This is a genomic window from Spirosoma validum (assembly GCF_014699035.1).
Taxonomy (GTDB): Bacteria; Bacteroidota; Bacteroidia; order Cytophagales; family Spirosomataceae; genus Spirosoma; species Spirosoma validum.
This window is the reverse complement of sequence record NZ_JACXAA010000003.1, coordinates 292,210-313,053: the sequence shown is the minus strand read 5'-3', so window position 1 is coordinate 313,053 and position 20,844 is coordinate 292,210. Positions and strand designations below refer to the sequence as shown.

The 20,844-nt window shown below is 49.8% G+C and carries 16 protein-coding genes; 10 read left to right on the top strand and 6 right to left on the bottom strand.

The window, feature by feature from the left end; all coding sequences use genetic code 11:
* Nucleotides 1-2: 2 nt before the first annotated feature.
* Entirely contained in the window at nt 3-494 is a 492-nt protein-coding gene (locus IC230_RS10030; protein WP_191038854.1) for a DinB family protein, read from the bottom strand.
* Between the two features lie 187 nt (nt 495-681).
* On the opposite strand from IC230_RS10030, the gene IC230_RS10025 reads away from it, so the two are divergent.
* The 5 genes from IC230_RS10025 (at nt 682) to IC230_RS10005 (ending at nt 6,716) form a co-directional block, all read left to right on the top strand.
* Nucleotides 682-2,661: a M1 family metallopeptidase gene (locus IC230_RS10025; RefSeq protein ID WP_191038853.1), complete on the top strand. Its 1,980-nt coding sequence runs from the start codon at nt 682-684 to the stop codon at nt 2,659-2,661.
* A gap of 47 nt (nt 2,662-2,708) precedes the next feature.
* Nucleotides 2,709-2,939, top strand: a complete 231-nt coding sequence (locus tag IC230_RS10020) for a hypothetical protein (protein WP_191038852.1) — start codon at nt 2,709-2,711, stop codon at nt 2,937-2,939.
* 293 nt (nt 2,940-3,232) lie between these two features.
* Entirely contained in the window at nt 3,233-3,724 is a 492-nt protein-coding gene (locus tag IC230_RS10015) for an NADH-quinone oxidoreductase subunit C (protein WP_191038851.1), read from the top strand.
* A gap of 77 nt (nt 3,725-3,801) precedes the next feature.
* Nucleotides 3,802-5,472, top strand: a complete 1,671-nt coding sequence (locus tag IC230_RS10010; protein WP_191038850.1) for a hypothetical protein — start codon at nt 3,802-3,804, stop codon at nt 5,470-5,472.
* A gap of 92 nt (nt 5,473-5,564) precedes the next feature.
* Nucleotides 5,565-6,716, top strand: a complete 1,152-nt coding sequence (locus IC230_RS10005; RefSeq protein ID WP_191038849.1) for a BamA/TamA family outer membrane protein — start codon at nt 5,565-5,567, stop codon at nt 6,714-6,716.
* A 99-nt stretch (nt 6,717-6,815) separates the two neighbouring features.
* On the opposite strand, the gene IC230_RS10000 is transcribed toward IC230_RS10005, so the two are convergent.
* Nucleotides 6,816-8,180 (bottom strand): M28 family peptidase, encoded by a 1,365-nt coding sequence (locus tag IC230_RS10000; RefSeq protein WP_191038848.1) that lies wholly within the window; start codon nt 8,178-8,180, stop codon nt 6,816-6,818.
* A gap of 259 nt (nt 8,181-8,439) precedes the next feature.
* On the opposite strand from IC230_RS10000, the gene IC230_RS09995 reads away from it, so the two are divergent.
* Complete coding sequence (locus tag IC230_RS09995) at nt 8,440-8,853, top strand: hypothetical protein (protein WP_191038847.1); 414 nt, start codon at nt 8,440-8,442, stop codon at nt 8,851-8,853.
* 39 nt (nt 8,854-8,892) lie between these two features.
* Here the strand turns inward: IC230_RS09995 and IC230_RS09990 are convergent, their stop codons facing one another.
* The 4 genes from IC230_RS09990 to IC230_RS09975 all read right to left on the bottom strand — a co-directional run bounded on the left by IC230_RS09990 (nt 8,893) and on the right by IC230_RS09975 (nt 14,320).
* Nucleotides 8,893-12,189 carry a M4 family metallopeptidase gene (locus IC230_RS09990; RefSeq protein WP_191038846.1) on the bottom strand — a complete coding sequence of 1,099 codons (3,297 nt, stop codon included), beginning with the start codon at nt 12,187-12,189 and terminating at the stop codon, nt 8,893-8,895.
* A 56-nt stretch (nt 12,190-12,245) separates the two neighbouring features.
* On the bottom strand, nt 12,246-12,746 hold the full coding sequence (locus tag IC230_RS09985) for an FAD-binding oxidoreductase (RefSeq protein WP_223860574.1): 501 nt from the start codon (nt 12,744-12,746) through the stop codon (nt 12,246-12,248).
* Nucleotides 12,747-12,868: 122 nt separating this feature from the next.
* On the bottom strand, nt 12,869-13,375 hold the full coding sequence (locus IC230_RS09980; protein ID WP_191038845.1) for a SixA phosphatase family protein: 507 nt from the start codon (nt 13,373-13,375) through the stop codon (nt 12,869-12,871).
* 135 nt (nt 13,376-13,510) lie between these two features.
* Nucleotides 13,511-14,320 (bottom strand): 3-keto-disaccharide hydrolase, encoded by an 810-nt coding sequence (locus IC230_RS09975; RefSeq protein WP_191038844.1) that lies wholly within the window; start codon nt 14,318-14,320, stop codon nt 13,511-13,513.
* Between the two features lie 122 nt (nt 14,321-14,442).
* On the opposite strand from IC230_RS09975, the gene IC230_RS09970 reads away from it, so the two are divergent.
* The 4 genes from IC230_RS09970 to IC230_RS09955 all read left to right on the top strand — a co-directional run bounded on the left by IC230_RS09970 (nt 14,443) and on the right by IC230_RS09955 (nt 20,834).
* Nucleotides 14,443-16,314: a 3-keto-disaccharide hydrolase gene (locus tag IC230_RS09970; protein WP_191038843.1), complete on the top strand. Its 1,872-nt coding sequence runs from the start codon at nt 14,443-14,445 to the stop codon at nt 16,312-16,314.
* A 103-nt stretch (nt 16,315-16,417) separates the two neighbouring features.
* On the top strand, nt 16,418-18,433 hold the full coding sequence (locus tag IC230_RS09965; protein WP_191038842.1) for a c-type cytochrome: 2,016 nt from the start codon (nt 16,418-16,420) through the stop codon (nt 18,431-18,433).
* Nucleotides 18,434-18,541: 108 nt separating this feature from the next.
* Complete coding sequence (locus IC230_RS09960; RefSeq protein ID WP_191038841.1) at nt 18,542-19,678, top strand: TlpA disulfide reductase family protein; 1,137 nt, start codon at nt 18,542-18,544, stop codon at nt 19,676-19,678.
* An 88-nt stretch (nt 19,679-19,766) separates the two neighbouring features.
* Nucleotides 19,767-20,834 (top strand): PLP-dependent cysteine synthase family protein, encoded by a 1,068-nt coding sequence (locus IC230_RS09955; RefSeq protein ID WP_191038840.1) that lies wholly within the window; start codon nt 19,767-19,769, stop codon nt 20,832-20,834.
* The last annotated feature ends 10 nt before the right edge of the window (nt 20,835-20,844 follow it).

Here is a 20,844-nt window from a genome sequence, read left to right as displayed (position 1 = left end):
ACTTATTGCTCATCGGCACTTGGTCCGTAGCTCCCCGGAATCGGAATATCCAGCAATCGCAGAAAGACACCTAGCTGGGCACGGTGATGTACTACCTGACAGAAGACCATTCGAATGACTTCATGCTTAGGCGAAACGCTATACACCTGCTCTCCGTTGCGTAACGTCCAGGGTTGATTCAGGATGGCTTCATTTGCCAACACTAACTGTGATTTACCATCCACCAGACATTTTTCAAAATAATCAATCAATTCAGCGGTGTTGTTGATGACGTCTTCGTGGTAAGGATTGTTCGCAAAGTCAAGCTCATCCGTTGTTAGTGCCATGGTTACCCAGGTAGGTATGTTTGCGATGTGCGTAGCCAGCCGCCGGATCGTCATACTTTTTTCGTGGGGTTGCCAGTCGTATTTGTCGTCGGGTATCCGTTGCAGCATGTCGCGGGTTGTCTGTGCTTCCTGCTCCAGTTCTTTCAAAAACATCGGAATCAGTTCCATAGAATTGTCGTTGGTTTATTGCTGAAACAAAGGTAAATAGACCCTGTGACAGCCCTATGTCAGTAGGGTTTTGCCGATGGCGGGAAGGTCTAAACAAATTTTTCACTTACATTGCAGCAATGGATTACGCACTTGATCGCCTACGTAACGATTCTGAAAATCTTCGCCATTTTCGCTTTCTAACCCGATGAAACGTCTTCTGTTTCTCCTGCTATACAGCAGCATATCAATCAGTTTTGCTCAATCAGCGAAACCTATTTTCCCGACGCCATTGAGTCCGCGTCTGGCCAACTACCAGATTGACGTAACACTCGATCCAATCACGAAAAAACTGACCGGAAAGGAAACGCTCACCTGGCGCAATGCCTCCAACGACGTCATTCGGGAGTTACAGTTCCACCTGTATCTCAACGCCTTCCGCAATGAAAAATCCACGTTCATGCGTGAATCAGGCGGGCAGCTGCGCGGTACAGAAATTGACCGAAACGCGGAAGAAAATCCCTACGGTTCGCTTGATGTCGTGTCGATGAAAACGCGGGTGGGAGAAGCCTTAGCGTATCAGTTTATTCAACCCGACGACCAGAATCGGGATGATCATACCGTGATTCGGGTGCCGCTTTCGAAACCCGTTGGACCGGGCGAAACGATTGTTTTAGACATCGCATTCCGGGCCAAACTTCCTAAAATCTTTGCCCGAACGGGTTTCAGCCGCGACTTTTTTCTGGTTGGCCAGTGGTTCCCGAAAATTGGAGTCTATGAACCGGCTGGAACCCGGTATGCAACGCAAGGACAATGGAATTGTCATCAGTTCCACGCCCACTCCGAATTCTACGCTGACTATGGCGTTTATGACGTAAACATCACGACACCGAAAGATTTCTGGGTGAGTGCTACGGGTCTGTTTCAGTCGGAAAAACAAAATAAAAATGGCACTAAAACCATTCTGTATCATGCCGAAGACGTAGTGGATTTTGCCTGGACGGCCTCCCCCCATTTTCAGGTCATCAACGATAAATGGAAACGGCCCGGCCGGTCCGCCGGTGCGGTGGATTCGCCTTCGGGCGGTACCGTTACGCTGGAGCTGGTCATGCAGCCCGAGCACGTTCATCAGGCGCAACGGCACCTGGATGCGGTTAAAGCGGCTCTATCGTATTTCGATAAACACCTCGGCAAGTACCCGTTTCCTAATCTGACCATCATTGACCCTCCGCTTCATGCCAGTGGTTCCTTTGGTATGGAATATCCGACGTTCATCACGGCCGGTAGCGCCTGGTTTTTGCCCAGCGGAATGCGGTTTCCGGAAGAGGTTACTATTCATGAGTTTGGTCATCAGTATTTTATGCAGTTGTTAGCCACGAACGAGTTTGAGGAAGCGTGGCTCGATGAAGGCTTCAATCAATACTACGAGGGTCGAATTATGGACGCAACCTATGGCGCTCGCTCGTCGCAGGTGGATCTGCTGGGTTTTCGAATGGGCGACCTGGAAGTTTCGCGAGATAGTTACGTGCATCAGGATCATCCCGAAAATGGCTCGTCGTTTGGTAATACGTGGCAATTGCCCGAAGGCCAGTACGGTGTGCTAACCTACATGAAAACGGCAACCTGGCTGCGAACACTGGAGGGTCTTGTCAGTCGCCCGATTATGGACGAGATCATGCAGACGTACTTTAGTCGCTGGAAATTCAAGCATCCCAATGGTCAAAACTTTATCGACATCGTCAATGAGATTGTTCCCGAACGGCTCGGCAGCAAATATGGTCCCGACATGAACTGGTTTTTCGAGCAGGCGCTCTATGGCGACAACGTAGTGGATTATGAACTGCTCTCCATCAGAAACCGGACGCAGGATGGTCAGCAGCGGTCGGTGGTATGGGTGCAACGTAACGGCGATGGCAAGATGCCCGTAGACATACTGGTTCATTTCGAGAATGGCAAAGAACTGATGCTTTTCTGGGATGGCAAGGCTCGTCAGCGGCAGTTCACGCTCGCTGAAAACGCCAAAGTCCTGTGGGCGAAAGTCGATCCGAAACAGAAGATTTACATGGACACTGATCTCAACAACAATAGTTTAACACTTAAACCGTCGTCGGCTCCAGCGGCTAAATTCGCTACGAAGTTTTTATTCTGGATCGAAAACTGGATGCAGTGGCTGGCCTGGCTGGCGTAAGTTGAGTAACTTTATCATATCTTTCGATAAACAAAGCGAATTCAGCAATGAGCATTCAGGAAATGAGGAGCCGACTCCATCAACTGGTAGAAACCGTTGATGATAAATTGATGTTGGAAGATGCCAGTCTTATTTTATCAGGACAACTCACTACTTTATCTCACTTAACTCAAGAACAGCGTCGCCAACTGGACCAAGCTATTCAGGAGCATAAGGAAAATAAAACCGTCTCTCATGAAGAAATGAAACAACGACATCGTGAATGGCTAAACAAATAATTTGGTCAGAAACGACTGTTAAGGAGTTTAATTCAATTCGTGATTACCTAGTTGAAAACAGGTCAGTCGAAGTGGCTATTCGGTTTGTCAATGAGTTTTATCGTCAGTTAGATATTATTGATAGTTAGCCCTATATTGGTATGAGCCACGTGGAAAATCCATTGCTCCGCAAACGACTCATTAACAAAACCCATTACTTATATTACCTCATAGAGGAGGATGCTGTTCGTCTACTAAATATCGTGAATACGCGCTCTGGACCAGATATGAACCCGTTTGCGTTTTAACTAGTTATGACCTTCTTCGAAATAACTGACCTCCTAACAGCTCAATTTGACCAGGGCTTAACGGCTAACACCCAAAATCCGCAACCGTATCTCACGGTACCAACTGAGCGACTGGTTGAGCTTTGCCAGTTTCTGCGCGATGACGAGCGACTTTTTTTTGATTTGTTGGCCTGCGTTACGGGCATTGATAACGGCCCGGAAGTTAACACAATGGAGGTCATTTATAACCTGACGTCTATTCCATACGAACACAATCTGACAGTAAAGGTCGTTGTCCCACGTAACGCGGAGAAAAACCGCTTGCCCTCGGTGCCGAGTGTGGCTCACATCTGGCGAACCGCCGACTGGCATGAGCGTGAAGCGTTTGACCTGGTCGGTATTCATTTTGAGAATCATCCCGACCTCCGCCGGATTCTACTCCCGACCGATTGGGTTGGCCATCCACTACGTACCGATTATCAGGAAGAAGAGCAGTATCACGGCATAAAAACGAAGTAGGCCTATGGCATTTTTCGTGAAGTGTTGACAGTTTGGGCTTTTCGTTTGTTATTGCTTTATCTGTTTGTATTGAAGCAATGAAAAACCATTCTCAACCCTTTTTTTACGTACTGTTTGTTGCCAGTATTCTCCTGTCTGGACTTGCCTCGGCCCAAACCACCGACTCGATCATTGTAACGGGGCGTATCCGTAATTTGACCGCCCGACTTTATCGGGAAGCACCAACGGTACTGGTCAGTCGAAATAATATTCTGCAAGCGAATCGCGAACTGGTGCGCCCGGCTCCACTGAACGTTGATGGTACGTTTCGCGTGTCGCTACCGCTCATTTATCCGCAGGAAGAATTGTATTTTAACTACGGTCGTATTTCGACTGCATTTCTGGCCGCACCCGGTACGGTAACCATCGAGTTGAATGCCGACTCACTTTTCTCGGTAGCTGTTCCGTTTCGATTTGGTGGCACGAATGCGCAGGTCAATCAGCAGTTTGCGCGCTACAAAGCGTTTGAGGCCGCGTATCCAGACAAACCATCAAGTAAAAAACTGTCGGAGCTGATCGCCAATCAAAGCGACAATACAGCGTTCAATACGTTGGTAGCCTCCTTCCAGACGCCTTTTGTGAAGTTTTCGGAGAAAGAAAAACCATTTCCATTGGTAACTCAATGGGTTATGGGCAACAATCGCTATAACGCAGCGGCTTTTCTGTACGACAAGGCGAGTTTTGAGAGCACGATGATCCCTACTTCTATGAATTCTTCCCTCCGTCCGCCTGATTATCAGCTCCTGACGGCTGCCCGTGCCTCGTCGATGAATCGCTTTGCCAGCTACGTAACGGAACGCATATCGACTGATGCTACGCAACAAACCAACGGGCTGACGGTACGTGCGTTATCGCTTCTGCTCGAACGGTACGGAAAAAATATAACGGCTGAAGAACGGCTACGTCTCCACGACTACGCAACAACCAACACGGCCCGCGCAGCCGATTTGCGTTTTTTCGATGGGCTGGTTAAACGGAGTCCCGATACGCTTCAGCGGTTAGTGAACTACGAAACTATGATTCAACGCAGTATCCGCAAATTTGATAGTACGGACGTAAATTATCTGGCCGCTTACTGGTTAGCAAATTCGTTACCTGGTCTGACCTTAGACTTCGCGCGATTGCTGTACGATTATGCCCGGCCCCAGGTTAAAGATCCGCAATTGGCGAAATCTCTGGATGAGTTGTATGGGCTTGAAGTAAAAGACAGCACCCGGATTCGGGCAGCCATGCAGACGCTACGTAAGGCGGGAAACCGAACCAGTAATCTGGAGATTTCACCCAGCGTATTCATTACCCGCGACGATCTGGGCAATGGTTCGTCTCTGTTCGATCAGGTCGTTAATACCAATCGGGGAAAGGTAATTTACCTACTGCTTACATCAGCCTCCGACGAAGCTGGTCGGCAGGCAGCATTCGACGCCCAGCGGCTGCGTAGCGTCTACAGTTCCCGCGATTTTGCCCTGGTTTATTTACCCATGCCCGGCACCAACAGTTTGTTATGGCCTGAACTCGCTACGCGTTACAATCTCTCTGGCGATCACCTTCTACTGACCGACTCCCAGCTCATGGACGCTATTGAGCGATTACGTTCGGATAATGAATTATCGGCAACGGTTATTAATCGGACCGGCAAAATTGTCAAACGAAACGCACCGTTACCGGGCGAACTGGAAGAAGTAAGAAAAGTGCTGGATAAAAATCTGTAGCCGTTCACAGATTGCCCGAACAGCTTATAAAGGATTGTCAAAACTGATTAAACAAAATCCTGTTGTCTTAACGGTTCAGTTAAATAGGTTTTATGCAGCAATCCAACTACAGACGTTTACGGAACCAGCTCTTTCTGATCGGACTGCTCCTGGGCTTATCATCCGAGCAGGCAGTGTCGCAGACGTTCATTAAACGGGTTATAGATCGTTACTTCAACGATACAACCTCAGCAGCGCGACCGCACGTATCGTTCTATCCAACATTGGGGTATGCACCCGAAACTAGTATTGAATTAGGTTTATCAGCGCTGTATCTGTATCATGCCCATAACGATACCCTGACGAATCGCCTAAGTGAAATTCAGGCATTTAGCTTCTTTACGTTACGTGGTCAGTACGGTCTTAATCTCGATCATGCCATCTACGGAGATAACGACCGGTGGTTTTTTCTGGGGCGGGGCCGCGTGCAGCGGTTTCCACTGCTTTATTACGGTATAGGGCCACAGAGCGGGCCAACCAATCCGGCCACAGTCGATGCTTTCTCCATTCAACTTCGGGAACGGGCAATGCGCCGATTACGACCCAATCTGTTCGGCGGGCTGGAACTTGACTTTCAACATCTGAGCCGAATCGAATTTCAACAACCAGAAGGCACTGCTCACGACTTACCCTTAGGCAGTCAGGGAACGTCGAATCTAGGATTGGGACTAGGCCTGGTGTATGATAGTCGCCCCAACGCATTGAATCCCCGGAAAGGTTATTTTAGCGAAATCGCGTATCTCAATTACGGGCAATCACGTAGTAGTGCGTTGTCATTTCATAACATTTTTGCCGATTTCCGCGGGTATCATTCTGTCAGACCTAATCAGGTGCTGGCCTGGCAGGTTTACGGGAATCTGATGACGGGCAACGTACCGTTCAACCAGTTGGCGTTGCTGGGAGGAGAAAACACCATGCGTGGTTATTACTTGGGCCGCTATCGGGATAAATTTTATGCGGCTACGCAGGTGGAATACCGGTGGTTACCGTTTCCGTTCAGTCAGCGTTTCGGTGCCGTGGTTTTTGCGGCAATCGGTACGGTAGCGCCTTCGGTGGATCAGGTTCAATTCGAGCATTTGCTGCCAACTGCCGGAACCGGCATTCGTTATCTGCTCTTCAAGAAAAAAGATGTTTTTCTGCGTGCCGACATGGGCATCACGCGCGAAGGGCTTGGTTTCTATATTCTTACAGGGGAAGCTTTTTAAAATGTGGAGTGCGTCGTGGTTACCGTTGCCGTGGTGTCAGGTTCGAAAACCTGACACCACGGCAACGGTAACCACGACGCACAACCACTCATCAGACACTCATAAACCGTACTGATCCAGCAAGTAGATCAAAGCTGCCATCGAAGCGGCTCCCAGTTCAAGTTCGCGCTGACTAACGGTTTCAAAGCGATCAACCATCGTGTGGTGATAATCAAAATAGCGCTGCGAATCAGGTTTGAATCCAAACAAAACGGTTCCTGATTGGGCTAACGGTCCGATGTCGGCTCCTCCTCCACCCGGACCAATATCGGTTAGGCCATATGGAGCCAGCAACGGTTTCCAGGGCATTACTTTTGTGCGTTGCTCGGGCGTGCCCACAATACCAAAACCGCGGGGCGTAAAGCCGCCATTGTCAGACTCCACGGCAGCTATCGTTTTCTCATTATTTTTCTTGGCCAGATCCGCGTATTGAATACCGCCACGTAAACCGTTTTCTTCGTTCATAAACATAACAGCCCGGATGGTACGTTTCGGTTTAATGCCCAGCGCTTTCATAATACGTAGCACTTCGATGGATTGCACGCATCCCGCCCCGTCGTCATGAGCCCCTTCGGCCAGATCCCAGGAGTCCAAGTGTCCACCGACGACAATAATCTCATCGGGTTTCTCGCTTCCCTTAATCTCCCCCACTACGTTGTACGACTTCGCATCGGTTAAGGTTTCGCAGTTTTGCTTGAAATAAAACGTCAGATTTGGATTCTCCTGCAATGATTTACTCAGTAAATCGGCGCCATTCGTACTGATGGCCGCCGTCGGAATCAAGGCCACACCCGTAGCGTACCGCATGCCACCCACGTGCGGATAATCGTCGTGCACATTGGTCATCGAGCGAACAATCGCACCGATAGCCCCAAGTTTTGCCGCTTCAGTAGCACCGTTGGCGCGCTGGTCAACGGCGCCCCCATAAGCCTCGAACGTATTGATTTTTGTCGGGTCCATCGGGCGGTTGTAAAAGACGATTTTACCCTTCACCTTGTCGGGACTCATCGCCCGTAATTCAGGAAAACTTTTCACTTCGATCACACCCGCTTCAACGCCTTTCGGCCCCGTAGCAACCGAACCGCCGAGAGCCGCAATGGGCACCTTAACTTTCTGTTTTCCAGTTTGAATATAAGCTTCTTCTTTAGCACCCCGTACCCAGTGCGGCACCATAACGTCCTGCAAAAACACCCGATCGAATCCCTGTTGCTCCATGATCTGTTTCGTCCAGTCTACGGCTTTTTGGGCGCCTGCGGAACCGCTCAGTCGAGGCCCAATTTGCTTGGTCAAATACCGTAACCACTCGTAGGATTTACCCTTCGAGAGCGCTTCGTTATAAATCTTTCGGATCGCAACAGAGTCAGCATTTTGAGCGTGAGCATAACTGACAAATAGCGTTATGAGAAGTGTAAGTATTTTTTTCATATAGCGGTTGTATTGGTTAAAGAGGCAAGATACAGAAAAGCCCGGCTGCTACGTAACAGTCGGGCTTTTCTGTAGAAAGCACTACCCTAGATGTCAGGCAGGATTAAACAATTGAATAGAACAAGTTCTTAATTGGAAAGAATCCTCACTATATTAAGACAAAGGGGCTACCAATTAGTATCCCTGTTGATAAACTTCTCCGAGCACAACGTATTGACTAGGTGTTCGGATTAAATGTTACATGTAATTTTCAGTTTCAATGGCCAATAGTATAGGCTCAGACATTCAAGTAGGTAAATGGTATCCGGCAGATCAACTACCACCGGACATTCATAGTGACGCTTTCAAGGGAAACTATAATCTCCTCTTAGGCATCCAGAATATAGGCGTTGTCCTTGGGGACTATTCATTTCAGGATGGAACCTATTCTTGGTTTTACCAACGATATGACAATGACGGCATCGATGATGAACCCACCTCTGGCAAGCCGGAAATCAATTCCAATCCGGAATGGGACACTGAACCCGCCCGGGGTGTTTCTTGCTGGATGATTATACCCGCTTTCGATAAAGACATCCATTCTTTTGATGGCAGTGGCTATTTTGACCCAAGCCCGGTAGAGACATATAAACCAGAAGATGATAAGGACAATAGCGAGACACCACCCGCTTAACGGCCTGAGATGCTGGCTGTGACGAATCACCAGTACTGGTTACTCCTTTATCACCTTTTTATTGGCAACTCCATTCGGCGTTTGAATCCGCAGCAGATACAAACCCTTGGGTAACTGGTCGACAGCTAACGTAGTGGTACGTTGCCTCGCGCGAACCGTCGGTTGCAAGACCGTTGCGCCTGAAAGCGTACGTAGTGATACGTTTTCGAAAGTTTCTGTGCCGGGTAACTCAACGGTAAGTGTTGTATGAACAGGATTTGGATATAGTTTGACAGCCTCAGACCAGAGTGGTTCCGTTTCAGTAACAACCATCACCTGAAACGTACGATCAACGGATGTAGCCGCTGCAAACTGACTATTGCCATCCTGATAAGCCCGGACCGTAACCGCACCCGTTCCACTGAACTTTAGCGTCGAACCGCTCAGGGTAGCCGGACCACTACGTACCTGAAAATTGACCAACAGATTCGAGGAGCACGATGCTTTAAGGGCCAGATCACCTTGATTTAGGTATCGGTCGGCGATGGCATCGAACGTAATTGTCTGGGCGGTTTTAGTTGGAATAGTCCGCGTCGCCTGAGTGTACCAGACGGGCCATTTCGCACCGGTATACAGCACCGATGCCGTACCGGATGGTGTCACTTTATCGGCTGCCAGATTGATTCCCGATATATTTTCCGATGACCCGGATTCCGTATTGAACACAAGCCTGTTGTCCAACCGAGAGTAGTTCGGGAAGCCTAACGTATTGTTCTTATGAACGATCTGCAAACTGCTCGTGCTGAGGTCTGTCGCGACAACGTAATACGTACCATCGGTATCATTTACGTAATCGAAAGCAATAACGTCAGGTGAGTTTTTCGAATACGACGGATTACCAATGCTCTCGCCTTCCTCCAGATTAGCGTATAATTTCTCAATGTCACCGCTAGCGAAATTGCCTGTTTTATTATCCCAGACATTAATGAACCCTACATCCCAATAATCAACAGATTCGCCACCATTGTTCTGGAGTGAGTTATAAGCATCGTAAACGATATTCTCCCCGGCGAAATCCCACTCGAACGAATCGGCATATTGCACATCACCCGTCTGAACGCCTTCCGTATACGTAGGATTGTACAGTTTAAACTGGGTCCATTTTTTCTGAGCGGAACTATACACGTAAATTGACCCGTCCCGATCGGCGGTAAGGGCGGCTAGTTTGGTTCCATCTTTCGAAATCGCTACGTTATCCCAGACCGTCTCATTCGAAATCACTGTTTCGGTGGGCGTACCCGTCAGGTTGACGGCCCGGATTCGTTTATCACTTGTAACGTAGTAGGCATACGTTCCATCATCGGTCACGCTGGGGCGGTGCATCAGGCCCAGGGCTGATTTTGGATCGAATTTGGCGGGATTCGCGCCAATTACGGTTGAATAAAGTTTGGCGCTAGCGGCATCCGCCAGCAATAGTAGATCCTGACCCGAAGCCACCGGCAAATCAGGTTGTTTACCCGGCGTGGTCGGTGTCGTACCTTCAACAATACCAACGGCATCGAACGCATTTTTAGCGGCTGCTACTTCAGTTCCGGTAGCGCCGAACAGATCCCCGGCCGCTTTAATGATGGCCAGCCGTAAATCCAGGAATTGAGAGGTACGAACCAAGTACGTTGTCAGAGCACGATAATAGACTTTTTCCGCCTTATCCTTTCCAACAGCTGTAGCAAACTTATAGAACGCAAAATTGGGAATACCGCTGTTGATATGAACGCCCCCATTGTCGTCAGACGTGTTTTCGTACTGCGTCATCGTTGCAGGCTGGTAGCCGTTGGGATCTCTGGTTTTACCACCCTGATTCGGGTTCGATAAATCGCGGAGTGCCCCCGATGGCAAAAGACTGGTCGTTGCTACCTGTTCGCCAATCGTCCAGTTTGTCCGGTCAATCATCGCGCCGAACACGTCGGCCATCGATTCGTTAATGGCTCCCGACTGATTTTTGTATTGCAGATTAGCCGTGTTCTGAATAACACCGTGCGTCATTTCGTGCCCCGCTACGTCCAGACCGCCAGCCAGTGGTTTCAACACACGACCATTCCCGTAGGCCATAATTTTGCCGTTCCAGTACGCATTGTCAAGGCCTTTGCCATCGTCATCGGTAATGTTGATGAGCGAGATCATCGTCGCGCCGTTACCGCTCAATGCATTGCGGCTAAAAGTTTTTTGGTAATAATCGTAAGCAACGCTAGCGTTATAATGGGCCGAAACTGCCGTTGGACTCCAATCCGTATTGTTCCCCGAGGTGATCTGGTACAATTTAGGGTCGTCGCTATTCGAATTTTTCGCGTCAACCGTCCAGATCGCCCCCACTGGATCGCTCGGCATTTTCGAAGCCGTTGCGTTGAACATCGGACGTGTGGCATCAATCATGTAATACGTACCACTCTGCTGATACGTCTGGATCGACCGGGTTACGCCGTTCAGATCCCGTGCCGACGCCGTAACCGGGGGTGCCACAAACGTACAGGTATGATTGTATTTGTCCAGTACCTCCCCCGTCTGCGCATCCACTACGTATTCCCAGCGTTCGAGCAGGTTAGGCCGGACGGTAAGTTGATAGGCCAGCTTTGCCTGTCCATCCGCGGTTGGAAACACGCATAGCTCTCCCTCCGTCGACTTCATTTGCAGAAGATTATCGCCGAATGAACGAACCGTTGAGGTTTTACGAACGTCCTGCAAGGCTTGTTCCGATGCATCAGTTAACGCCAGCGCTGGTTTTGTCGACAAGCCGGAAATAATAGTTTGATAACGGCCATTCAGTGACGAAACATCGCCATCTGCTAGATGCGCAACCAATTCAGAACCCAGCACAGGAACACCCTGATACGTCTGGCTCAGGCGAACATGCATCTGCCCGAGGTCGTCCGTTTCGGTGCGGGCTACGGTAAAATTTGCTTCGGGATTGTCGAGCTTGAGCAGTCCACGTACCTGGCCCATAAATTGATACGTAGCCGAAACAGCGGCAGCCGCCGACAGTCGAGCACGGCCATTTTTCGATGCGCTTGTGCTACCCGTCGACGTACTTTTTCGCTCGATCAATATGGGCAGTCCCGTTTCGGCATCCCGCACAACCCGCAAACGTAGCGGCTCAAGTGTCGATCGTAACGCACCCGAAGCTGTCAGTGTCTGGCGACCTGTTCGATTTTTAGAAACCGGGATAACCGTTGCGCCTAATCGTTCCGCCAATCCGGGTGTTGGTGACGTTGTTTTGTATTTCCGACTAAAGCTTGGGGCGGGTTGCTGGGCCAGCGACTGGGCGGCAATCAATACGGACAGGAAAAGGAAAAGTGGTTTCATAAGGGAGCGGATTTTCTCGGTTAACGAAGCTGATTTTATCTAAAAACAGGCCGGTCTCATTTCTGTTTCGATGCCGCTGGAATCATAGTCATAAACGACTCTACGAATTTGGCATACGTCGTCGGAACGGTATGGCCGGGCATTCCCCAGGCCACTTTATAACTCTGCTTACCTTTTCGCCACCGAACAAACGTGTAGCGATTGCCGGGATGATCGAACCTGGTCTTTTTAATTTTACAAGTGCCTTCAAGAGTATTGAACAGGCGCTTTGTTCGAGCGGTCGGTTGCCGGGCAACAAACGTAAACGTGGTGTCACGACTGCTTCGCCGAAACAGTTTGCCGTTCTCAAATAGATAATATGTTGTGATAAAGCCGGTAAATCCACCACCGCTACCAACCAGAATCTGACGGCCGGTATACGTATCGGGCGTGGGAACTTGAGTCGTTTTAACCGGAGCGACCTCTACGCTGTTCGGGGCAGCACGAATGCCCTGCCCAACCGTGATTAGGCTAGTCAGTTGGGCAAGAAAAAATACGATCAGGGGCAGGCGTTTCATCAGTACGTTATCGTCGTAGTAACCGAACAAAAGTAGCGTTCGCTACTTTCCCCGTCAATACTGCATTTGTATGATTTGAGGGGAGTAAGGTTATAAGACGATACGTAGCCGAGGTCAGTCACTCATGGCTGTGTCGGTTGGCCATAGGTGGTCTGCGACAGCGAAACAGATTTACCAAACAAGCCCCGACGGATTCGGACACGTAGCAGATTATCAAAATCGCCCGATTCAATTTTAGCCAGTGTTGGCTGAGCCCCTAATCCTTTGGCGATGTCCAGAATCGTATTGCTGTGCCCGACAACCAGCACCGTTTTACCCCGAATCTGACCAACCCGATTCACAATTGCGTCGTTGGGTTTAGCCGGGTACTCGACCATGCGCACGTTGATTCGCTGCGCCAGTGGTTCGGCGGTCTGGCGCGTACGTCGATACGGTGTTGTGAAGATCGAGTCGATGCCTTTGTTTACCAACGTATCGGCCAGCGCAATCGCCCGTTGCTTTCCAGCTGCGTTGAGGTCTGTCGTATCAGCCTCGCTTACTTTTTCGCCATGACGAACAATGTAAACGGTGGTTGTGGAGCAACCTGTCAGGAACGTAATGCCGATGACGATAAGAAAAAATAAGCGCATACGAGTACCCACGGCTTCACCCCGTGATTAGATGGACGATTACGTACCACGAATTAAAACCCGTGGACACCTGCAATGATACAAAAAAGCCTCCGGCAAATACCGGAGGCAGTTAGTAAATGGTAAACGAAGCAGCTACAAAGGCCGTACCCAGATATTGCGGAAACCAACCGGATTGCCGTGATCCTGCAACAGAATCGGGCCGGCACCGTGAGCTTGTACTTTAGGATAACCAATGTATTCCGTCGTACCCCGAATGGCGGCATGGTTCTGTACCAATATGCCGTTCAGCAGTACTGTTACGTAGGCGTAGTCCATCATCATACCGGCTTTGTTAAATCTGGGTGCCTGATAGATAACGTCGTACGTTTGCCACTCACCCGGAGGACGACTTGGGTTAACCAGCGGAATCGCCTGTTTGTAGATCGAACCGACCATCCCGTTTACGTAAGTCGGGTTATTGTAGTTATCGAGCACCTGTAACTCATAACGGCCTTGTAAAAAGATACCGCTATTGCCTCTTGCCTGGCTTTTACCTTCTGCTTTTTCAGGCGTCTTGAATTCGATATGCAATTGAAAATCATTGAATTCCTGCTTAGAACGGGCAGAAAAACCAACGGTCGAGTATAAGATTCCGTCTTTGACCGGCCATTTGAGTGGGCCTTCGTTGGTTTTTTCCCAACTAGCTGGCGAATATCCTTTTATGGCAACCCACTCGTCGGCGTTTTTACCGTCGAAGAGCACAATGGCATCAGACGGCGGAGTGGTACCACTGGTATTCGCCGATATTTTACCTGGTGTAACGACCGGTGGAACGGGCTCCCAAATTTCAGTTGATTCGGGAGTAGGTTTTCTAGGTTCAGCCTGTTGGGCCACAGCTAGATTCGTAAGGGCTAGGCTAGCCATACCGATGCAAACGGCAAACGATACGTGTACTTTTTTCATGGAGAATTATTCGGATTAATGAACGCACGGGTAAAACCGTCCAAAGATAGGATAAATGTGGATTTACGTCCTTTTTCGAAGAAAAAATGGTAGATTTCGCCCCAAAAATTTCGTTGTTTTTCATGTTCAAATTATCCTCCAAAAGCCACTTCTACTGGCTGTTGAGTATCGGCTGCGGTTTTGTTACGCAACGTACGATGGCTCAGCCAGTTCCGATGCCGGGCATTTCCATTCCACTCAACGATATGAGTGCCTTTGCAGACCCTGCGTCAAACTGGCGCATCGTCGGCAACGTACGTGCCGATCTAAACAAAGAAAACACGCTGACCACCGACAAAGGAACGGGCATTCTGGCCAACATTCCTCCGGCAAAAAATCCGACGGGCGGTAAAGATCTGTTTACCAACCTACAACACGGTGACGTCGATTTAGAATTGGATTACATGATGGCCGCTAAGTCCAATTCGGGCGTCTATCTGCAGGGGCGCTACGAAATTCAATTACGCGACAGTTGGGAAATTCGGACACCGAACGTTCATGATAATGGCTCAGTTTATGAGCGCTGGGACGAGAAACGACCCGAAGGACAAAAAGGTTATGAAGGTCACGCTGCCCGTCAGAATGCAAGCCGGGCGCCCGGCTTATGGCAGCATTTGAAAATTTCGTTTCAGGCACCCCGTTTCAACACAAACGGGCAGAAAACAGAAAACGGTCGCGTTATTCGGGTTGAACTGAATGGCGTCGTTATTCAGGAAGATGTTGAACTGACCGGACCAACCCGTGGTTCAGCGTTTCCGGATGAAAAGCCCCTTGGTCCGCTCCGTATCCAGGGTGATCATGGCGCGGTGGCCTTCCGCAATATTCGCTACGTTGCCTACGATAAACCCCGGCCTGAACTGCTGAACCTGAAATACGCGGTCTACAAGGGCAAGTTTCAAAAAGACGCGGATTTCGGCGGCAAAGCTCCTGAATCGGAAGGAGCGACAACCGTATTGTCGGCATCGGTAAGCCGCATTCCAAACGAGTTTTTGATTCGCTATACCGGTACGTTACGTGTTTTGGAGCCGGGTGAGTATCAATTTAATCTGGGCGTTCCGGGCGGTGGCGGAATCCTGAAAATAAATAACCAGACGGTCATTGCGCCCAGCGAATGGAATGCAAGAGGTAAAGCTACGCTTCCTAAAGGTGATCTCCCGTTTGAACTGCTCTACGCTAAATTCGTCGACTGGGCTCAACCAGGCCTCGGCTTAGCCGTAGCCGGACCGGGTATTCGTGAGTACGCGATGAGCGATATGGCAGGTGGTACGGGCGAAGAAGTAGACCCAATTATCGTAGATGCTCCGACCAACACGATGCTACGTAGTTTCATGGATATGCCCGGCGAGAAAAATACGCAGGGCCGTACGCTACGGGTTACCCATGCCGTATCGGTTGGTAGCCCCGAGCAGGTGCATTACACCTACGATCTCGATAAAGGGGCGCTGGTACAGGTTTGGCGCGGTTCGTTTCTGGATACGACGCCTATGTGGCACGATCGGGGCGATGGTTCTTCCCGCCCCATGGGCATGGTTCAGCGTCTGGGTGCGCCGGTGCTGTTCCTGACAAAACTCGCTTCCCCTCAAACCAACTGGGTGGCCGACACGACCGGTTCCGGTTACCGACCCAAAGGATACGTACTAGACGAAAGCGACCGGCCAACCTTCCGCTACCAGAGCTATGGCGCGTCGGTCGATGATAAGATTCGGGTGCTGGCCGAAGGCAAAGGCATTCAGCGCGAAGTGACCGTCACGAATCCGACCAGCGATCTGTATGCACGTATCATCAGCGGCACGAGCATCAGCGCGCTGGAAAACGGCATGTACCTTGTTGATGGACAGGAATACGTACGCATTGACGACGTAGCGGGTGCCAAACCAACCATTCGGGACAGCAACGGGCGGCAGGAACTGATCGTGCCGGTGAAAGGTAAACTGATCTATTCAATACTTTTTTAATTCAATGGAACACAGATTTTTATGATGATTAGGATAGATTATGATCTTAAGAAATCATAGTAATCATAAAAATCCGTGGTCTATTGTCAATGAATAATCCATTATGAAATTCTTTCAAAAGACAATAGCGGTACTTCTTTCCCTAACTGTCACAGCAGTACAGGCGCAGGAATCGCCCAAGGAAGAAGATTTTTTCAAGATCTTAAAGGTAACTGCTCCCGAAGGTACGTTGCTCGAAGTGGGTGGTTTAACGGTGTTACCTGATGGCAATCTGGGCGTGGCTACCCGCCGGGGTGATGTCTGGATCGTTGAGAATCCGACCAGCCGCAAACCGTATTTCCGCAAGTTTGCTTCAGGTCTGCACGAGATTCTGGGGCTGACGTACAAAGACGGTGCTATGTACTGTGCACAACGGGGCGAACTGACCAAAATGGTTGACTCCAACAGCGATGGAAAAGCCGATGTATTTGAAACGATTTATGCCTGGCCGCTGTCAGGCCATTATCACGAATACAGTTTCGGCCCGAAAATTGCGTCCGACGGTCAGTTTTTCGTAACGGGTAACGTAGCATTCGGTGATGAAGAGTGGTGGCGGGGTGAAAGCCGGGTCCCCTGGCGCGGCTGGACGATGAAGATCAGTGAAAACGGCACCATGCAGCCGTGGGCAACGGGTATGCGCTCGCCCTGCGGATTAGGCATTTACGACGGTGAACTGTTCTACGCCGACAACCAGGGCGACTGGATGGGATCGGGTGGGGTTGTTCATGTCAAAAAAGGTTCGTTTGTAGGTCACCCGGCGGGTTTACAATGGACAGGTGCAGCTAACTCTCCGGTTAAGTTGACCGCCACTCAATTCAACGCGACTATTGACGAACGCCGACGTCGGGACGAGAATGGCCGGGCTATTAAACCGGAAAATATCGTTAACGAAACCCCGAATCTGCTTTATCAGATGAAAGATAAGTTTCCGGGAGTTGATGTCCAAACACCGGCCGTATGGTTACCTCACGGTATTCTGGGCATTTCGAACTCCGAAATTCTGGAGATTCCGCAAGGTGCGTTTGGCCCCTTCGCCGGACAATTATTGGTTGGTGATCAGGGGATGAGTAAGATTTCGCGGGTGTTCATGGAAAAGGTTAATGGCGAATACCAGGGCGGTGCCATCGAACTAAGGAACGGTTTTCGGTCGGGCGTACTACGTATGGCGTTTGCGAAAGACGGCTCGCTGTTCGTAGGTGAAACGAACCGCGGCTGGGGATCGGCTGGTGAAGCCAATGAAGGCTTGCAACGTTTAGTCTGGAATGGTGCCGTACCGTTTGAGATGCGCACCGTGAAAGCGATGCCCGACGGATTTGAAGTCGAATTTACCAAACCCGTTGATCGCAAATCGGCCGAGGATTTAGCCTCGTATCGGGTTGAGAGTTTTCTGTACAAATACCATTCGGTTTATGGTAGCCCGACAATCAACAAGGAAGCGTTGCCACTCAAAGGCGTGAAAGTTTCTGCTGATGGCCTGAAGGCTCGTCTGATTGTCGACGGCATGCGTAAATATTACATCCATCAACTAACCCTTGATGAAGTTCGGGGCGTCGAAGGCTCCTACTCACTCGTCCATCCGATTGCTTACTATACGCTCAATAACATTCCCGATGGGCAGAAACTAGCCATGAGTGACGTTAGTACAAAAAACTCAGCGGCAACTCCGGTGGCTGCGCCGACTACAGCGCCAGCCGCGGCTACAACGGGCAAAAAAGCATCGACCAAAGTTACCACAGGCGCGAAACCCAAACTGGTAGAAGGGCAGGCCGTAACGATGGCGAAAGCACCAACCTACGACGAAGTGAAAGGTTTATTGACCCGCCACACCTGTGCAGCCTGCCACCAGGCCAACAAACGGCAGGTTGGCCCAGCTTTTTCGGACGTAGCGAAACGCAAGTACACCAACGATCAGATTTTGGAACTAATCTATAGTCCAAAGCCACAAAACTGGCCCGATTACGCTACCGAAATGCCGCCAATGCCACAGGTCCCCAAAGCCGATGCATTGAAAATTGCAGCCTGGATCAATTCCCTTGCTCCCGCCAACGGAAGCACGTCAACTGGCGAGCCAAAGCCATAAATAATGCATTCGCTGCGGTAATGTGATTACTGATAATAGCTAATAATGACACAGTTCGTCCATTATTAGCTATTTTTATGCATGACTATCAACAAACGAAGCCTTTCTATGAAGCCTTTTATCATAATAGCTCTGTTTCTTAGTCCAGCGTGGCTCTGGGCGCAAGGGGGAACTTACACAGTCAACGGAAAATTGGCCGGAGTTAAAGCGCCAGCGAAGGCCTATTTACGCTACATGGACAACGGTACGGCAAAAATGGACTCTGCTCAAATTCAAAACGGGCAATTCACGTTTAAAGGGACCCTTAATGAGGCCATGCAGGCTACTTTGTTTGTTGATAAACTGGGAACGGGCTTTAGCCGAAGCCGCCCGATAGCAGCCACCGGAATCTACCTTGAGCCGGGCATGATTACAGTCAATAGTCCCGATTCGTTGGAAAATGCCGTAATAAGTGGTACGCCTTTGAACATTGATAATCAGAAGCTTACCACTATGCTTAGGCCAACCACGGATAAAATGGCTCAACTGATGAAGGAGTACCGGTCTGTAACAGCAGAACAAAAGAAATCGAAAGAGTTTGAGGAAAACCTGGATAAACGGTATGAACTCATCCAGGGCGAACAGAAGAAAATTAAGGGGCAGTTCATCCGGGAAAACCCGACCAGTCTGGTCAGTCTGAATGCCCTGCAACAATATGATTATACACCCGACTACGCCGAAGTAGGACCCCTATTTGATGGCTTATCCGACGCTCTGAAAACTAGTAAATCGGGGCAAGCATATGCTAAAATGCTTGCCGCGGTCAAATCAACGTCTGTTGGCGCCATGGCACCCGAATTTACCCAGGCCGACACAGCCGGGAAAGCCGTATCGTTGGCTAGCTTCCGCGGGAAATACGTACTGATTGATTTCTGGGCAAGCTGGTGCGGTCCCTGCCGCAAAGAAAATCCCAACGTAGTGAAGAACTTCCATCAATACAAAGACAAAAACTTTACCGTACTGGGTGTTTCTTTGGATCGACCCAATGCTAAAGAAGCCTGGCTCAAAGCCATTCATAAAGACGGACTCGACTGGACGCAGGTATCTGATTTAAAATTCTGGGATAACGAAGTGTCCAGGCAATACGGCATTCGCTCGATTCCCCAGAATTTCCTGCTCGATCCTAGCGGAAAAATCATTGCTAAAAACGTTCGTGGCGAAGAACTAGGCAAAAAACTGGAAGAGATCCTGACCGCGAAGCCCTAACGACCTGAATAATTCAGAGACTAGATAACGTTACGTTTCATTACCCGCAAAGATTTACGCACTTTGCGGGTAATTTTTATTAATCCCTATGCTATCACCCATCGAAACCGGAATCAATCCGGCAACGCAGGAAAAATTTGAGCATCTCTGGCACCTGGTCGGTAATACGCCGATGCTGGAACTCTTTTACACGTACAGAGGTCAGCCACGATCGCTTTACGTCAAATGTGAGCACTATAACCTCACCGGCAGCATGAAAGACCGGATGGCGCTCCACGTACTGCACCAGGCTTATCGTCAGGGGCATATCCAACCCGGCGACCGTATCGTTGAAGCGACCAGTGGCAGTTCGGGGATTGCCTTTTCGGCAGTAGGCCGCGCGCTGGGACATCCGGTCACGATCATTATGCCCGCCGGAATCAGCCAGGAACGTATCGACATCATCCGCAGCCTCGGCGCCGATATTATTCTGTTTACGAAGGAAGAAGGCGGTTTTCTGGGGGCTATCCAACGGTCGGAGGATATGGCTGCGGCTGACCCGCACGTATTTCTGCCTCGTCAGTTCGCCAATCAATACAATGCCGAAGCCCATCGGCTGACGACCGGCAAAGAAATCTGGCTGCAACTCCAAAGCGTCGACATCACGCCTGATGCATTCGTGGCTGGTGTCGGAACGGGCGGTACGGTCATGGGCGTTGGTCGGTATCTCAAATCCCGCAAACCCGATATTCGCATTCACCCGCTCGAACCTGCCGAGTCACCAACGTTATCGGTGGGCTACAAAACCGGCTCGCACCGGATTCAGGGATTCTTCGATGAGTTTATTCCGGATATTCTCAAGTTGAGTGAGTTAGACCACGTAGTGCAGGCCAGTGACGGCGATTCGATTCTGGTAGCGCAGAAACTGGCGCTGCAATTGGGAATCGCCGTCGGGATTTCGTCAGGTGCCAATCTGATTGGCGCAATTAATCTCCAAACCGAAATGGGTTCAGAGGCCCGTGTGGTGACCATTTTGTGTGACAGCAATAAAAAATATCTCAGTACCGATCTGGTACGTGAAGAGCCGATTAAGCCAGGATACGTAGCACCTGACATCGAGTTCACGGATTATCGTCCGATTAGTCGTCTATTGATGGGCCGACCCGGTGTTTTTTGACTGCATAAAA

Coding starts and splice junctions, on each gene's coding strand:
- IC230_RS10030 (WP_191038854.1), bottom strand. CDS start 494: ATGGAACTGATTCCGATGTTTTTGAAAGAACTGGAGCAGGAAGCACAG.
- IC230_RS10000 (WP_191038848.1), bottom strand. CDS start 8,180: ATGAAAAAAATACTTACACTTCTCATAACGCTATTTGTCAGTTATGCT.
- IC230_RS09985 (WP_223860574.1), bottom strand. CDS start 12,746: ATGAAACGCCTGCCCCTGATCGTATTTTTTCTTGCCCAACTGACTAGC.
- IC230_RS09995 (WP_191038847.1), top strand. CDS start 8,440: ATGGCCAATAGTATAGGCTCAGACATTCAAGTAGGTAAATGGTATCCG.
- IC230_RS10015 (WP_191038851.1), top strand. CDS start 3,233: ATGACCTTCTTCGAAATAACTGACCTCCTAACAGCTCAATTTGACCAG.
- IC230_RS09990 (WP_191038846.1), bottom strand. CDS start 12,189: ATGAAACCACTTTTCCTTTTCCTGTCCGTATTGATTGCCGCCCAGTCG.
- IC230_RS09970 (WP_191038843.1), top strand. CDS start 14,443: ATGTTCAAATTATCCTCCAAAAGCCACTTCTACTGGCTGTTGAGTATC.
- IC230_RS09965 (WP_191038842.1), top strand. CDS start 16,418: ATGAAATTCTTTCAAAAGACAATAGCGGTACTTCTTTCCCTAACTGTC.
- IC230_RS10025 (WP_191038853.1), top strand. CDS start 682: ATGAAACGTCTTCTGTTTCTCCTGCTATACAGCAGCATATCAATCAGT.
- IC230_RS09960 (WP_191038841.1), top strand. CDS start 18,542: ATGAAGCCTTTTATCATAATAGCTCTGTTTCTTAGTCCAGCGTGGCTC.
- IC230_RS10010 (WP_191038850.1), top strand. CDS start 3,802: ATGAAAAACCATTCTCAACCCTTTTTTTACGTACTGTTTGTTGCCAGT.
- IC230_RS09955 (WP_191038840.1), top strand. CDS start 19,767: ATGCTATCACCCATCGAAACCGGAATCAATCCGGCAACGCAGGAAAAA.
- IC230_RS09975 (WP_191038844.1), bottom strand. CDS start 14,320: ATGAAAAAAGTACACGTATCGTTTGCCGTTTGCATCGGTATGGCTAGC.
- IC230_RS10020 (WP_191038852.1), top strand. CDS start 2,709: ATGAGCATTCAGGAAATGAGGAGCCGACTCCATCAACTGGTAGAAACC.
- IC230_RS09980 (WP_191038845.1), bottom strand. CDS start 13,375: ATGCGCTTATTTTTTCTTATCGTCATCGGCATTACGTTCCTGACAGGT.
- IC230_RS10005 (WP_191038849.1), top strand. CDS start 5,565: ATGCAGCAATCCAACTACAGACGTTTACGGAACCAGCTCTTTCTGATC.